The sequence below is a fragment of the Celerinatantimonas yamalensis genome (assembly GCF_046054155.1).
In the GTDB taxonomy this organism is placed as follows: Bacteria; Pseudomonadota; Gammaproteobacteria; order Enterobacterales; family Celerinatantimonadaceae; genus Celerinatantimonas; species Celerinatantimonas yamalensis.
In genome coordinates, this window is sequence record NZ_JBEQCT010000011.1 from 33292 (window position 1) to 48432 (window position 15141).

The following is a 15141-nucleotide window of genomic DNA, read 5'->3' on the forward strand; positions in this document are numbered from 1 at the left end:
TTTTTGTCATGGAGACAATCTCATCAAAGCGACATCTTAAAATTTGCGCAGCCCTACTGGCAGCCTTCAGCCTAACCCCTAGCGCGTATGCTCAATCACAGTGTTCAACCGTTCGTTTCTCCAATGTCGGCTGGACAGATATTACCGCCACCACGGCCACTACACGCATAGTATTAGATGGACTTGGCTACAAAACCACAACTAACCTATTATCTGTACCGGTGACCTACCGCTCACTTGCAAACAAAGATATTGATGTATTTTTAGGGAACTGGATGCCGACCATGGCTGGCGACATTGCTAAATATCAGAAAGATGGCACTGTTGACAGCGTTCGCGCCAACTTAACTGGCGCCAAATACACTCTGGCAGTACCTCAATATGTTTACGACGCAGGCGTACACAGCTTTGCTGATTTGAAAAAATTCGCAAGCAAATTTCACCGCAACATCTATGGTATTGAACCCGGTAATGATGGGAACCGCTTGATCCAAAAAATGATCAGCGATGATGCCTTTGGTTTAAAACATTTCAATCTGGTTGAATCAAGCGAAGCGGGCATGCTCTCTCAGCTCAAACGCGCGGTTCGTCGCCACCAATGGATGGTGTTCTTAGGCTGGGAACCCCACCCAATGAACAGCAACTTCAAAATTAAATACCTGTCAGGCGGCGATGACTATTTTGGTCCAAACTTCGGTGGCGCCAAAGTTTATACCAATGTTCGACATGGTTATGTCAAAGACTGTCCAAATGTAGGTCAGTTGCTGAAAAATCTGCACTTCTCTTTGAAAATGGAGAACCAGATCATGAACAGCATCATGAATGACAATGCCAAACCACAGCAAGCAGCCAAACAGTGGCTCAGTGCTCACCCACACATTCTGACCAGTTGGCTAAAAGGGGTGAAAACCCTGGATGGCAAACCTGGATTACCCGCAGTGAAAGCCTCTTTAGGTCTGAAATAAGTAAAGTCAATCGGGCGGCCTCGCCGCTCGTTGACCTTTAAATTCAAATGAGGAATCTCATGAATTTTATTACCGAACACAAAATCCCATTTGGCCATTGGATGGAACTGTTTTTTGACTGGTTGAGCCTGCATGCCGCCGGTTTTTTCGATGCTATTTCAGCCGGTCTAGGCTGGATGATTATGTCATTGGTCGATCTCTTTGAATGGTTTCCACCTTTGGTCTTAATTGCCTTAGTTGCAGCACTTGCTTACGGATTACATCGGCGCTGGTCACTGGTGATTTTTGTGGTGCTAGCGCTGACACTGATCCTCAACCTCGGCTACTGGCAAGATATGGTTGAAACCTTTGTGCTGGTCTTTATCGCGACCCTATTAGCGGTCTTGATGGCAGTGCCTATCGGGATTTTTGCGGCGCATAAACCAAAAGTGTTTGCCTATCTACGCCCTATTTTAGATCTTATGCAAACCGTTCCGACGTTTGTTTATTTGATCCCAACCTTGGTTTTATTTGGTTTAGGTGTCGTTCCCGGATTGATTTCAACGGTTATTTTTTCCATTGCCTCCCCTATCCGTTTAACCTATCTGGGAATGCGTAAAGTTCCCGAAGAGCTCATTGAAGCTGGCCGAGCATTCGGCGCCACCCCCATGAAACTATTGTTTAAAGTTGAGCTGCCCGCCGCTATGCCTAATATTATGGCCGGTGTGACTCAATGTATTATGTTATCGCTCTCCATGGTGGTGATGTCAGCCTTGGTTGGTGCAGGCGGTCTAGGTAAGCCGGTCGTTCAGGCGCTCAATACCGTCAATATTTCGCAAGGGTTTGAAGCCGGTCTGTGTATTGTACTCGTTGCGATGATCCTTGATCGTCTCTGTAAGACATCATCTAGCGAGCAGGAGGATTCATGAGTACTGCGGTAAATATTAAACACTTGGATGTGGTCTTTGGCAACAACATCGACCAAACCATCAACCACCTCGATGCCGGTTTGAGTCGTCAAGAGATCATTGATGAAATCGGCGATGTTGTCGCTGTGAGCGATGCTTCACTCACGATTCAAAAAGGTGAAATTTGCGTCCTAATGGGACTATCTGGTTCCGGTAAATCTAGCTTATTGCGCGCAGTGAACGGACTCAATCCGATTACCCGCGGTTCGATTGAGATTGAAGATCAGGGAAAAATGATCGATTTGGCTAATTGTGATGCCAATACACTGCGCCATCTGCGTACCAACCGCGTATCGATGGTATTTCAAAAATTCGCTCTAATGCCTTGGCTCACCGTGCTTGAAAACGTCGCTTTTGGTCTTGAAATTCAAGGCATGGGAAAAATTGAGCGCGAGCGTAAAGCGCTCGAACAGTTAGAGATGGTAGGCTTGGATGACTGGGCCAATCAGCACCCGCATGAACTTTCTGGGGGAATGCAGCAACGCGTCGGGTTAGCCCGTGCATTTGCCATGGACAGTGATATTCTGTTAATGGATGAACCATTCTCGGCACTCGATCCGTTGATCCGCACTCAGTTGCAAGATGAGTTAATCGAGTTACAGCATAAACTCAACAAAACGATTATCTTCGTCAGCCATGACTTAGATGAGGCTCTCAAGCTTGGTAGCAAGATTGCTATTATGGAGTCAGGCAAAATCATCCAATATGGTGAGCCAGAAGAGATCGTTCTTAAACCCAAAGATAGCTATGTTGAAGACTTTGTCGCTCATACCAACCCGCTGAATGTATTGCGTGGTAAATCGTTGATGACCGCTCTACACAAGTTACCTCGCAACAAGCAATATATCGTTCTAAAACCCTTTGAAAATACGCGATTGTCACTCACTATCGATGGTCGAATTGATAAGGTGCAGCGGGGTGAACAAACTCTATCGGTGATCCCTTGGCATGAGCAAGATGAATTTAGTACCATCACGACCGACAGTATCGTTGTCGCCGACCCTGATATCAGTATGCGTGATGCACTAGAGCTACGCTATCGAAGTGGTCAGCCAGTGATGTTATGCGATAAGAACAAATTGATCGGAGTATTACGCGATCAAGACTTTTACCATGCCTTGCTTGGCAAACATTTTGGTCATTGTGATTAACGAAAGCTTGGGATAAACACTGCCGCGCTGTAGCGATTCTTTCCTATCGCTACAGCCATTCTTACTGCGATGAATGATTATTGAAATCATAAAAAAAGCCGAGCTATTGGCTCGACTCTTTTGGAATTTCAATCAATTGCTGTTTAAGCGATGTAAGCGGACAACATCCAAACTTCTTTTTCTTGGAAGCCAATATAGTCGCTCAACAAACTGACGGTGCCTTCATCATTGGCCTCTGCGGCTTGAGCTAATAAGGCACGCTGCATTTTCAATAATGTTTTGTAACTATCCAGCAGCCCAGTCACACAGGTAATACCATCATGAACACCGGTCTGTTCTTTAATGCCGCTATTTTTTAAATAGCTGCTATAGCTGTGCGATGGCGTGCCACCCAGTGTTAAAATTCGCTCAGCGACCTCGTCAACTTTGGTCAGCAGATCGGTGTAAGTGGTTTCAAATTTAACGTGTAACTCAAAAAATTTATCACCTCGAATATTCCAGTGATAGCCGCGCACGTTTTGGTACAATATCTGATAATTTGCTAATAATTCGTCAAGCCCTTCAACAAGCTGTGATGCAGCATGTTCATCTAAACCAATGCGATTCATAAGCTATCTCCTCTTGAATCTGATAAATTGTAACTACGACTAACAAGTTAACCTGGGTTAACTTGTTTATCCAACTGATTAACCATATTAAATCCATTGTTAATAACGATGAGTGGTTAAATTGCTTGCTCATCGTTAAGTGGAACGTCCGACAATGATGCTAATTTACGTCGGTAAGCATCTACTTTAGCAGGATACACAACGTCTTTCACACTGGATAATTCCCGCAACATGGCAAATAAATGAAAATCATCTTCTGAGAGATCTCCATTGACGGCTCGTTCACTCAAGATCATCGGCTCCAGTTGCAACAACGCCTGATTTAATTGCTCTAAGTAATGATCTGTTTGTTGCAAATGCTCGCTAAAATCACCAATTATGTGCTGCTTAGACGCAATAAAATACTGCTGCGCCGACTCACTTTCAAACTCGCCAAACGCAAGACTCACAACCCTTGGCAACACTAAAGAGTCAATCAAACATCGATGATCACTGAGCCATGTTTGCAACTGAGCATTATGTCGTTGGGTGACAATGGGTTGACCATCTAAGCGTTCAATCCAATGCACTATATCCATGCTTTGCGGCATAAAGCTGCCATCTTCTTTTTCCAAAACGGGAAGCATTTTCTTCCCTATCATTGCAGTTGGAGTGTCAACATCATCATGGGGCAGAATGTTCAATGTGACCGGAATACCCTTCAGGCCAAAGATCATTCTCGCAATGACACATTGTGGGCAATGATCATAGATATGCAACTTCATCCTGAAGCCTCGCGCAACGTTTATTAAGGAACAACTTAATACCTATCAACGCGACCCATTCTGGGCTGATTTAGATGTTGAATCAACCATCAATATAACTTCTTATCATTGATAAAAAAAATAATTGAAGAAAACGGCGATCAATACGTGAAGTTACTTTCAATTAGGGACTAAACTGGTAATCTTAGGCGTCTTTATAGGTTAGCGACAGACTTGACCACTATGATCGCAAAAGGCACCCTCTACATCATTTCTGCGCCAAGTGGCGCTGGAAAATCATCGATGATCAGTGCGCTGATTAATCGCAATCATGATCTGCCAGCACAGGTCTCTATTTCACATACGACTCGTTCTGCGCGCCCCGGTGAACAAAATGGGGTACACTATCATTTCGTGGATAAAGCGCAATTTGAACACTTGATTGAGCAAGGCGCTTTTTTCGAATATGCGCAAGTATTTGGCAACTACTATGGCACCTCTCGATTCACGATTGAAGCGACATTGGCACGTGGCATTGATGTCTTTTTAGATATCGATTGGCAAGGCGCTCGACAAATTCGCCAGCAGATGTCAGAAGTGGTCTCCGTCTTTATCTTACCCCCCAGTCGCGAAGAACTTGAGAAACGTTTAAAAATGCGCGGACAAGACAGCGACGAGGTGATCCAAGGCCGAATGACACAAGCTCGTGATGAAATAAGTCACTATGATGAATATGACTATTTAATCATTAACCAGAATTTTGATGAGGCCGTCAGCCAATTACAGGCTATTTTACAATGCCATCGTTTACGCCAGCGCGCGCAAGCACTAAAATACCAAACTATTGTGACGGATTTGCTGGTAAATGAGTCCGAGATCGATTAATATTTTGCGTTATTTTTGAACAATGGAGTTACATATGGCACGGGTTACAGTTGAAGACGCGGTCAAACAAGTAGGCAACCGCTTTGATTTGATTTTAATGGCGTCTCGGCGTGCACGTCAACTTGCAACTGGAGGAAAAGATCCCTTAGTTCCTGAAGACAATGATAAACCAACGGTTATCGCTTTACGCGAAATCGAAGCAGGTTTGATCAATAGTGCCGTGATGGATGCTCAAGATCGTATGGAACGTAAGGAACGTGAAGCAGCCGAATTAGCAGCTGTAGCGGCGATTGCGGACAAACACAACTAACCGTCACCGCCCCTCCCTATAAAAATAAGCGCTGCGCCGGGTTTACTCGGCGCCATAAACCTTTAATAATTATTCTGAACAACGTGTTCGTGGAGCAGTGCGCCAAGGGGTGACAGCTTGTATTTGTTTGAGAGCCTTAAAGAGGTAACTAGCCAATATCTGGATAATGAGCAAGTTGAATTGCTCAAGCAGGCGTATATTGTCGCCCGAAATGCGCATGAGGGACAATTTCGTTCAAGTGGCGAGCCATACATTACCCATCCACTGGCCGTCGCGCGCATCCTCGCAGAAATGCGCATGGATTATGAAACCATTGCCGCAGCTTTGTTACATGATGTCATTGAAGATACTGATGTGAGCTATGAAACTCTTGCCACGCAATTTGGTAAAGATATAGCCGATCTTGTCGAAGGTGTCAGTAAACTCGATAAACTCAAATTTCGTGATAAAAAAGAGGCGCAAGCAGAGAACTTTCGCAAAATGATGATGGCGATGGTTCAAGACATTCGCGTCATTTTGATAAAGCTCACTGACCGCACCCACAATATGCGCACATTAGGCGCCTTACGCCCTGATAAACGCCGTCGGATCGCCCGTGAAACATTAGAAATTTACAGCCCGATCGCCAATCGTTTAGGCATCAACGCCGTAAAAAACGAACTTGAAGAACTTGGTTTTGAAGCCCTTTACCCCATGCGTTATCGCGTTCTCAAAGGCGCTGTAAAAAATGCCCGCGGCAATCGCAAAGAACTGATTAAAAATATCCTAGATGAAATTGCGGGTCGCTTAGAAGATGCCCATATTGATGCACGAGTGGTTGGCCGTGAAAAACACCTCTTTAGCATCTATACCAAGATGGTCAACAAAGAGCTACAGTTCCATGAAGTCATGGATATCTATGGCTTTCGCATCGTCGTTAATGATCTCGATACCTGTTATCGAGTCCTTGGCCAAGTACATAGCCTGTACAAACCTCGCCCAGGTCGCTTTAAAGACTATGTCGCCATCCCTAAAGCAAATGGCTATCAATCTTTGCATACCACCTTAGTGGGTCCTCATGGGGTGCCTGTGGAGATCCAAATCCGCACCGAACACATGGATCAAATGGCGGACAAAGGGATTGCCGCACACTGGTCATATAAAAATCATGAGCCAACTGGTAATACCGCACAAGTCCGAGCTAAACGCTGGATGCAAAGCTTATTAGAGCTGCAGCAAAGTGCTGGGAACTCTTTTGAATTTATTGAAAACGTCAAAACTGATCTCTTCCCCGATGAGATCTATGTGTTCACCCCTGAGGGTAAAATAATTGAGATGGCATCCTCTGCGACCCCTGTCGACTTTGCCTATGCAGTGCATACCGATATCGGCAATAGCTGTGTTGGGGCACGCGTTAATCGCCAACCCTATCCGCTCAGCCGCGCGTTAAGCAACGGACAAACGGTGGAAATTATTACCGCTCCAGGTGCTCGTCCCAACGCCGCTTGGTTGAACTTTGTGGTCACAGGTAAAGCACGCGGTAAAATTCGTCAGTTTTTAAAAACGCAAGAACGACAAGATTCAGTGGCTCTGGGTAAGCGATTACTCAACCATGCGTTAGCCGGACATTCGTTAGATGACATAAAAGCCGAAAATCTCACCCGCGTTCTGATTGAAACGAAGTGCGTCGACATCGACGGGCTATTGGCTGAAATTGGTTTAGGTAATGCCATGAGCTTGGTGATTGCCCGACGTTTACTCGGCGAAGATCAAAGCGTTATGCCAGCTCGGCGCGGTTCAATGGCCATCCATGGTGCTGATGGGGTGATGGTTAGCTACGCCAAATGCTGTCGCCCGATTCCCGGCGATCCAATCGTTGGACACATTAGCCCCGGGAAAGGTCTGGTGGTACACCTAGAATCATGTCGTAATATCTATGGCTACCAAAAAGAACCGGATCGCTACATGACACTACGCTGGAGCGATGATGCCGACCAAATTGGCGAATATCGCACAGAACTTCGCATTGATGTGGTCAATCACCAAGGAATTTTAGCTTCACTGACCAATCTAGTCGCTTCCACAGGCGCCAATATTCATAATATTGTGACCGAAGAAAAAGCAGGAAGGGTGTATACCATTGATCTGATGATCACCACCAAAAGCCGAGTTCATTTAGCTGGGATCATGCGTAAAATTAAAGCCATGCCCGAAGTACTACGCGTAGTCCGTAACCGCAACTAGCCCTTATTTTGCAAGCACTCCAGCCACCCTTTTGGATGTGCGGCTTGCAGTTAACTACCCCGAGCATCCCCTCATAGTTGCCTGTTTAGCAAATCGATGATGAAATTACGCAGTTTTGGAGTTGCCTCCTATACTTATTGTGTTATTACTCATGGAGGCAGCAATGGTCACAAAAAAAGTGCTCAGTATCCGCACAAAGCTGATTATACTCACCGGTATTCTTTCAGCTGTGCTGCTTGGTGTTATCTGTATGGTATGGCTATCACTTCAACATAGTCATGCGAATGCTCAAATTATCAATATTGCTGGCCGACAACGCATGCTCACTAAAAAGTTCTCTGCCGAACAACTTTATCAAGCACTGAGCAAAACACCGAATCAGCAGCTCTCTGGCGTCCTAGGGATCGCCAATACCGAAAAACTATATGAGGTTTCTCTCACAGCGCTGTTAAAAGGCGGGAAGACATACACCGATTTAGCTCTAAAGCAGCCAATTACCTTGCCTTTTTATGGGGATTCAGAGATTTATTTATCGACACTTGAAAAAGTAAAACAGCAGTGGCACCAGCAACTCGCCGCGGCTAAATCGATGCAAGCTGCGAAAGGACAAGCTGATTTTTCACAAAAAGTGAATGAGTTCTTAGCGCTCAACCATCAAGCCATGGTCACCATGAACCAAGCCGTAGGTATTTTTACCCAACACACTAATGATGATACGAACGCCATTGCCGCAGACATCGAAACTCTCAGTTTTATCATTCTGCTGGTCTGCGTTTTGTTATCTATTTGGACCATCCGTAGTATTTCAAAACCGATGTCGCAACTGCTACGATCAAGTCAACGCATCAGCATCGGAAAACTTCAACCTGAAACCAAGCTCATCGCATTGATCAACACCAGTGAAACCGGTCAGATCGCCAGCTGTTTAGAACAATTACGCGAAACACTGCAAACAACACTTGCTGAGATGCAAACATCGTCTTATCAGGTGCATCTATCCGCCGACCAAGTCTCTTCATTATCAGCGGATATCAGCGCGGTAAATGCGAGTGAACAAACTCAATTTAAACGGATGATAGAAAGCTCAGATGAACTAAGTCACGCTTCGCAACAATTTGGCGATATAGCAGGCAGCACCTCAGAAGTCGTTATTAAATGCACCACATGCTCGCAGCTTGCAAGTGACTCGGTTGCTGAAAATATCGAAATGATGCATACCACCGCAAATGAAACGCAGCGTGCGTCAGATGTTATTCAAGCCTTGAGTAGTACCGCTGAAAGCGTCTACGGCATCGTGGACTCTATTCACAATATTTCAGATCAAACTAATTTATTGGCGCTTAACGCGGCTATCGAAGCGGCGCGAGCCGGAGAGCAAGGCCGAGGTTTTGCGGTAGTCGCCGATGAAGTACGCACATTAGCCGCCCGCACAGGCCGTGCAACGAACGAAATTAGCCAATTAATCGGTCAATTAACCGATGGGGTGAATAACGCGGTCGAGAGCATGCAACGCGTGGCGCAAAGGGTGTCATCAAGCCAAGAAAAATCGAATAAAACCGAAGAGAATATCGAAATCGTCCGACAGCTCATCGGGCAAGTCAGTCTGGCACAAGAACAGATCGGCGAGCAAGCACGCATTCAACATACCCAGCTCAGTAAACTGAAGGAAAAACAAACCGAGCTTTATGAAACCCTTGATGAAAGCCGGCAAAAGTCACACTCATCCTCGCTAATTGCTGACCAATTAGCCTTAATTTCGCAAAGCATCAACGTTAATCTAGAACGTTTTGATTTAGGTGTGGTGCGTCGTGATGTAGAAAAATCAGCCGATGAAAAACGCCACCAACCACGTCTTAAAGCTGCGTTCCACTGTGAACTACGCCAAGGCACAATAAAATACGAAGGATTAACGGAAGATCTCAGTCTTGGTGGGGCTTGTATTCTCAGTGGCGAATCATTGCCATTCAGTAGCAACGAACCATTAGAAATTCGTTTTAATTATACCAGCGACAATAGCCAAGATAAATTAACGTTACGTGGCAAATTAGTCGGACAGTCCAAAACAGCGCAGCAGCAATCACAATACCATCTGCAATTTATTGAAATGAGCGAGCAGCAACAAGCCACACTACAGTCTATATTTGATCATCATGGCATCAACAGTCAGTTCGAAAGCTGATATACGCCTCTGCCACGGAGGCTTTTCAAGTGTCCTGGTTTAAAATAGAGCATGGCTCGCTTGAGTGTGAAGCTGTCCACATAAGTTGCCAACCGTGTTCAGATTAATTGGCCAAGATGTATGACAGCACGTCACGAAGCTCTTACATTAGAAGTTCCTTATTTATTCACTGCAGAGTAACGCATGAATCATATTCCAACTTCTATCCAACTTGGGTCTGATCAGGCCCAAGCGTCATCTCAAGAATATTTTCAAGACGGACGCTACTATGCGACCAATCAGCCCTATCTTGAAACCTATGAAGCGCTCGAAAACCCCACTCACGGTGCAGTTCTCATTTTTCCAGGCGGCGGGTTAAAAACATTAGCATGGGCCAATGAGGGCCAAGCCATCGCCAAATGGGTCAACCAAGCGCTAAAACTCAGTGCCTTTGTGGTGCATTATCGACTAAGCCCTTATGTCTATCCGCTCCCCCAATATGACGCCCGTCAGGCGTTACGCATTGTGCGTAGCTACGCCGACCAATGGCATCTAAATCCAAACGCCATTGGCGTGATGGGGTTTTCCATCGGGGGGCATCTAGCATTACAGTTAGCCATCGCTCCGACGAGCATTCCTGAATCTGACGGTGAACTCTCCCATATAAGTGCGCGCCCAAACTGGGGGATCGTAGGCTATTCGGTGTCAACAATGAATAGCGATCTCGCTCATGAAAGCTCAACCACAACGTTATTCGGGGGGCAACCATCGCTGAAACAACAACAACTTTGTGATCTGCCTATGCAGATCGGTGCACAAACACCGCCGCTGTTTATCTTCCACGAGTTAAATGATCCAGCTGTTCCAGCCGCGCAAAGCTTACGATTGATGCAACATCTCCACCCAGTCAGTCAAAACAGCGAACTACATATGTATCAAGGGGATAAACACGGGGTTGGCTTAGCTACGGATGAACCGGGAAATGTCCACACTTGGCCACTGGCAGCCCAGCAGTGGCTACAAAACAATCGACTCATTTAATTTTTATTCACGCAGTGCCTGCAAACTTAAAGTCTGCAGGCATAAAAAAGGGCCGACAGCGATCGACCCTTAATATTGGCAATGCTGATTAATTAATCTTTTTTATGAGCAAGATATTGAATTAATTCCATATATTCTTTAACCGAAGAGACGGAACTAGGATCGACTTGGTATTTGCCATTGACGATCACTGTCGGCACGCCTTGAATTTGATAATCTTGTGTATCTTTATTCATTTGAGCCACCATGCCATTGACCGCAAAGCTATCTTCGGCACTATCAAACTCTTCAGCTGAAATCCCATTATCAACAAAAATTTTACGAATATCAGCGCGGCTTTGAATCGGTATATGCTTTACATGAATTGCATCAAAAAAAACCTGCACCATTTTTTTTGAAACGCCCAGCAGTTCAGATGTCGCATAAGCGCGAACCATCTCTTCACCCATCGCCCCACCCAAAAAGGCAACATGTACGCGTTTAAACTGTACATCAGGCATACTGTTTTCGAGCTTCTCGATAATCGGTTCAAACGCAAAGCAATGGGGGCAATATAGCGAAAAAAACTCCATCACTTGCGGTTTTTCCGTCGCCTGCTGACGAACCACTGTATAATTCACACCTTCTTTAAAGGCTTGTGCCTGTGCAACCATCGGCAGCAAGGCTATAACAAAAACAAAGGCAAAAAACTTCTTGAGCATCACATCGAGTTCCGGTCATTTATGGCTTATTTAGCTTACGAGGTTATATAAATCAAATCAAACAAAATACTTAGCTCATGGGCCAATCGGCCCATTCTTAATAGAGTACCAATGACAGCGGAGGTTCATACAAAGCTGACAATTGCTCTTTCAATGCCAAGATCTGATTTTGCCAATATTGCTGACTGTTAAACCATGGGAAGGCGCGGCGAAAAGCCCCATCTTGCCAACGTCGTGCCAACCAGCCCATATAATGAATCATCCGCATTGCCCGCAAGGGTTCAATAAACTTAAGCTCTTGGACCGATAAGGAGGCAAAGGAATCGTAGCCTTCGAGTAACGTTTCCAATTGGATCTGCTGCTCAGCGCGATCACCATTTAACAACATCCACAGATCCTGGATAGCAGGACCCATCCGCGCATCATCTAAATCGACCAACTGCGGGCCATCCCGCCAAAGAATATTCCCCGGATGACAGTCCCCATGCAGACGAATCGCCTGCGTGTGTGGCTGATATTGCGCGATAATCTGTGCGCTCACTTGATCAGCAATCGCAAAAAAAGCTTCCTGTAAATTTTCTGGTAACCACGTCCTGAGCACCCCGAGAGGTTGCGTCACAAACTCATCGATAGAGATAGTCGGGCGCGCAACAAAAGGATATTTGGCTCCTATTTGGTGGGCTCGACCTAAATACTGGCCCACATGGGCGAGTTGATCGAGGTTATCCACCTCAAATTGGCGTCCCCCAACACTTGGGAATAAGGCGAAACGCATATCCTGCCAAGAAAGCAAGGTTTGGCCATGAAAGGAGAGCGGCGCAACGACTGGAATATCCGCTTCTTGCAACTCTAAGCTAAATTGATGGTCTTCTAAAATTTGTGCATCACTCCAGCGCTGCGGGCGATAAAACTTCACCACATATCGTACTCGGTCGCTGGCTTGAAATTGATAGACACGGTTTTCATAGCTATTAAGGGCGAGTAACCCTGTTTCAGGAAAGATCCCAACCGATTCTAAAGCATCCAACTGACAGTCTGGTGTCAAGTTAGAGAAATCAAAGTTCGCCATATATTACTCTGTGGGTCCACCGAGCCCCCATCATAGCAAATTAGCTCTTTTAGCGGTTATTTTAATATGCCGCGCGCTTTTAAAATAGCGGTTTTAAAATCGTCTTCATAGTCTTTCTTAAGCCCTGGGATCACCTCACCTTTGCCTGTTTGTTGCATTTTTAAATGATAAATCAGCGTATCATCAGTCAATTGCTCTAATGATTCGGAAAACCCCGCCTCACTCGCTAACTTAGCTAGCATTTGCGTCAAATTAAGCTCTTGATGTTGCAGCCAAATCGGGGTTAGTAGCTCAATTAGTTCTTCAATACGATGACATTGCATCATTTTCTCCTTGATATTCACTAGATTTATTTTCATTACAAAGTGTAGGGAATAGTCAACAGCGGCGCAATCAATTCTCTGCACCACTCACTTAATCGCGCAATTTATGCCGCATTCGTTGTCAGTAACGCCCGCTATCGTGCGGCCATGCCATAATGATGATTTCTCACAATGCTGCAAAAGCATTCACGGTTGTGATAATTTGACGTAAACTGGTCAACTGCCAATGTGGCGAGCCATCAGAGTGTTTATCCTTACAAGTTAGAAGCTTTATGGGTAACGATAAGCAGTCTGAATTCAATTCACCATTATCTGGACAAAAAATATGTTAGAAAAAATCAATCCAACTGAAACGTCTGCGTGGCAGGCACTGCAAGCTCATTATGAGGCGATCAAGGATACGGATCTCAAAGCACTTTTTGCAGTTGATCCCAACCGCTTTGATAAATTTACCGCCAGCTTTAACGACCAGATCCTACTGGACTATTCGAAAAACCTGATCACCGATGAAACCCTTAGCCAACTGTTCAAGCTGGCTGAACAATGCCAGCTCAAACAAGCCACACAAGCGATGTTTTCCGGTGAAAAAATCAATATAACCGAAGACCGTGCCGTCCTGCATACGGCGCTGCGTAACCGCAGCAATACACCTATTTTAGTCGATGGCGAAGATGTAATGCCCAAAGTCAACGCCGTGTTGGCTAAAATGCGCGCATTTTGTCAAAAGATCCACAGCGGCGAATGGACGGGTTACACGGGCAAAGCGATCACCAGTATCGTCAATATCGGCATCGGCGGCTCAGATCTAGGCCCGGTGATGATTACCGAAGCGCTTAAACCGTATAAAAAAGCCAATATTGAAAGTTATTTTGTTTCAAACGTTGATGGCACACACATTGCCGAAACACTCAAACAACTCGACCCTGAAACCACGCTGTTTTTAGTTGCCTCAAAAACCTTTACCACCCAAGAAACCATGACCAATGCGCACAGCGCCCGTGACTGGTTTTTACAAAGCGCGCACGATGAAGCCTTTGTTGCGAAGCACTTTGCCGCGCTGTCAACCAATAGCACGGCTGTCGCTGCATTTGGCATTGATACCGACAACATGTTCGAATTCTGGGATTGGGTCGGCGGTCGTTATTCATCTTGGTCTGCCATTGGCTTATCCATTGCATTGAACATTGGCTTTGACAACTTTGAGGAGTTACTCGCCGGGGCTCATGATATGGATCAGCATTTTGTCAACACCCCAATTGAGCAAAATTTACCTGCGCTGCTTGGCCTGATTGGTATTTGGTACAACAATTTCTTTGGCGCGCAAACCGTAGCCATCTTACCTTATGACCAATACATGCATCGCTTCCCAGCCTACTTCCAGCAAGGCGATATGGAGTCTAACGGTAAGTATGTGGATCGCAATGGCAATCCGGTTGACTACCAAACGGGCCCAATCATTTGGGGTGAGCCAGGTACCAATGGTCAGCACGCTTTCTATCAGTTGATCCATCAAGGCACTAAAATGGTTCCAGCTGATTTTATCGCGCCAGCCAAAACACATAATCCACTCTCGGATCACCACGAGAAGCTATTGTCTAACTTCTTTGCTCAGACAGAAGCGCTTGCCTTTGGCAAAGATGCTGACACCGTTCGATCAGAGTTTCTCGCGCAAGGTAAGTCAGCCGAAGACGTCGCACAGTTAGTGCCTTTTAAAGTATTTGAAGGGAACCGTCCAACTAACTCAATATTACTGAAAAAAATCACACCGCGCTCCCTTGGTGCACTGATTGCGATGTATGAGCATAAGATCTTTGTTCAAGGGGTGATCTGGAATATCTGCACCTTTGACCAATGGGGTGTTGAGTTGGGTAAACAGCTAGCCAACAACATTCTGCCAGAGCTTGGTGATGACGCAACTGTAACCGGCCATGACAGCTCAACCAATGGCTTGATCAATACCTTTAAAAAATGGCGTTAAGTGACAGATTGGAACCCTAGTCACAGCTCAGCGGTGATA

At 45.5% G+C, this 15141-nt stretch carries 14 protein-coding genes; 9 read left to right on the forward strand and 5 right to left on the reverse strand.

Annotated elements, in window-relative coordinates; translation table 11 throughout:
• Window positions 1-8 precede the first annotated feature (8 nt).
• Genes ABUE30_RS17245 through choV form a run of 3 tightly spaced genes read left to right on the forward strand, consistent with a single transcriptional unit; the run spans window position 9 to window position 3063 of the window.
• Window positions 9-965: a choline ABC transporter substrate-binding protein gene (locus ABUE30_RS17245; RefSeq protein WP_408625079.1), complete on the forward strand. Its 957-nt coding sequence runs from the start codon at window positions 9-11 to the stop codon at window positions 963-965.
• 59 nt (window positions 966-1024) lie between these two features.
• Complete coding sequence (choW, locus tag ABUE30_RS17250) at window positions 1025-1873, forward strand: choline ABC transporter permease subunit (protein ID WP_408625080.1); 849 nt, start codon at window positions 1025-1027, stop codon at window positions 1871-1873.
• The gene (gene choV, locus ABUE30_RS17255) at window positions 1870-3063 is read left to right on the forward strand and encodes a choline ABC transporter ATP-binding protein (RefSeq protein ID WP_408625081.1); all 1194 of its coding nucleotides are present in this window, start codon (window positions 1870-1872) and stop codon (window positions 3061-3063) included. The genes choW and choV overlap by 4 nt, the downstream gene beginning before the upstream one ends.
• Window positions 3064-3206: 143 nt before the next feature.
• Here the strand turns inward: choV and ABUE30_RS17260 are convergent, their stop codons facing one another.
• Together ABUE30_RS17260 and grxB are read right to left on the reverse strand one after the other, a co-directional pair.
• Complete coding sequence (locus ABUE30_RS17260; protein WP_408625082.1) at window positions 3207-3671, reverse strand: Dps family protein; 465 nt, start codon at window positions 3669-3671, stop codon at window positions 3207-3209.
• Between the two features lie 116 nt (window positions 3672-3787).
• The gene (gene grxB, locus ABUE30_RS17265) at window positions 3788-4435 is read right to left on the reverse strand and encodes a glutaredoxin 2 (RefSeq protein WP_408625083.1); all 648 of its coding nucleotides are present in this window, start codon (window positions 4433-4435) and stop codon (window positions 3788-3790) included.
• Window positions 4436-4660: 225 nt separating this feature from the next.
• Between grxB and gmk the strand changes: the two genes are divergently transcribed.
• The 5 genes from gmk to ABUE30_RS17290 all read left to right on the forward strand — a co-directional run bounded on the left by gmk (window position 4661) and on the right by ABUE30_RS17290 (window position 11031).
• A complete protein-coding gene (gene gmk / locus ABUE30_RS17270) occupies window positions 4661-5299 on the forward strand; it encodes a guanylate kinase (RefSeq protein ID WP_408625126.1) in 639 nt (212 codons plus the stop codon).
• 34 nt (window positions 5300-5333) lie between these two features.
• Window positions 5334-5609, forward strand: coding sequence for a DNA-directed RNA polymerase subunit omega (gene rpoZ, locus ABUE30_RS17275; protein ID WP_408625084.1), 276 nt, complete (start codon window positions 5334-5336; stop codon window positions 5607-5609).
• A gap of 117 nt (window positions 5610-5726) precedes the next feature.
• Window positions 5727-7832 (forward strand): bifunctional GTP diphosphokinase/guanosine-3',5'-bis pyrophosphate 3'-pyrophosphohydrolase, encoded by a 2106-nt coding sequence (spoT, locus tag ABUE30_RS17280; protein ID WP_408625085.1) that lies wholly within the window; start codon window positions 5727-5729, stop codon window positions 7830-7832.
• Between the two features lie 163 nt (window positions 7833-7995).
• On the forward strand, window positions 7996-10011 hold the full coding sequence (locus ABUE30_RS17285) for a methyl-accepting chemotaxis protein (protein WP_408625086.1): 2016 nt from the start codon (window positions 7996-7998) through the stop codon (window positions 10009-10011).
• 183 nt (window positions 10012-10194) lie between these two features.
• Window positions 10195-11031 (forward strand): alpha/beta hydrolase, encoded by an 837-nt coding sequence (locus ABUE30_RS17290; RefSeq protein WP_408625087.1) that lies wholly within the window; start codon window positions 10195-10197, stop codon window positions 11029-11031.
• A gap of 92 nt (window positions 11032-11123) precedes the next feature.
• Here ABUE30_RS17290 and ABUE30_RS17295 read toward each other — a convergent pair whose 3' ends face one another.
• From ABUE30_RS17295 to ABUE30_RS17305, 3 genes are all read right to left on the reverse strand, one after another.
• Complete coding sequence (locus ABUE30_RS17295; RefSeq protein ID WP_408625088.1) at window positions 11124-11732, reverse strand: thiol:disulfide interchange protein DsbA/DsbL; 609 nt, start codon at window positions 11730-11732, stop codon at window positions 11124-11126.
• A gap of 97 nt (window positions 11733-11829) precedes the next feature.
• A complete protein-coding gene (locus tag ABUE30_RS17300; protein WP_408625089.1) occupies window positions 11830-12801 on the reverse strand; it encodes a serine/threonine protein kinase in 972 nt (323 codons plus the stop codon).
• A 56-nt stretch (window positions 12802-12857) separates the two neighbouring features.
• A complete protein-coding gene (locus tag ABUE30_RS17305) occupies window positions 12858-13124 on the reverse strand; it encodes a YihD family protein (RefSeq protein WP_408625090.1) in 267 nt (88 codons plus the stop codon).
• Window positions 13125-13449: 325 nt separating this feature from the next.
• On the opposite strand from ABUE30_RS17305, the gene pgi reads away from it, so the two are divergent.
• Complete coding sequence (gene pgi, locus ABUE30_RS17310) at window positions 13450-15102, forward strand: glucose-6-phosphate isomerase (RefSeq protein WP_408625091.1); 1653 nt, start codon at window positions 13450-13452, stop codon at window positions 15100-15102.
• Window positions 15103-15141 lie beyond the last annotated feature (39 nt).

Coding starts and splice junctions, on each gene's coding strand:
- ABUE30_RS17245 (WP_408625079.1), top strand. CDS start 9: ATGGAGACAATCTCATCAAAGCGACATCTTAAAATTTGCGCAGCCCTA.
- choW (WP_408625080.1), top strand. CDS start 1,025: ATGAATTTTATTACCGAACACAAAATCCCATTTGGCCATTGGATGGAA.
- choV (WP_408625081.1), top strand. CDS start 1,870: ATGAGTACTGCGGTAAATATTAAACACTTGGATGTGGTCTTTGGCAAC.
- ABUE30_RS17260 (WP_408625082.1), bottom strand. CDS start 3,671: ATGAATCGCATTGGTTTAGATGAACATGCTGCATCACAGCTTGTTGAA.
- grxB (WP_408625083.1), bottom strand. CDS start 4,435: ATGAAGTTGCATATCTATGATCATTGCCCACAATGTGTCATTGCGAGA.
- rpoZ (WP_408625084.1), top strand. CDS start 5,334: ATGGCACGGGTTACAGTTGAAGACGCGGTCAAACAAGTAGGCAACCGC.
- ABUE30_RS17285 (WP_408625086.1), top strand. CDS start 7,996: ATGGTCACAAAAAAAGTGCTCAGTATCCGCACAAAGCTGATTATACTC.
- ABUE30_RS17290 (WP_408625087.1), top strand. CDS start 10,195: ATGAATCATATTCCAACTTCTATCCAACTTGGGTCTGATCAGGCCCAA.
- ABUE30_RS17295 (WP_408625088.1), bottom strand. CDS start 11,732: ATGCTCAAGAAGTTTTTTGCCTTTGTTTTTGTTATAGCCTTGCTGCCG.
- ABUE30_RS17300 (WP_408625089.1), bottom strand. CDS start 12,801: ATGGCGAACTTTGATTTCTCTAACTTGACACCAGACTGTCAGTTGGAT.
- ABUE30_RS17305 (WP_408625090.1), bottom strand. CDS start 13,124: ATGCAATGTCATCGTATTGAAGAACTAATTGAGCTACTAACCCCGATT.
- pgi (WP_408625091.1), top strand. CDS start 13,450: ATGTTAGAAAAAATCAATCCAACTGAAACGTCTGCGTGGCAGGCACTG.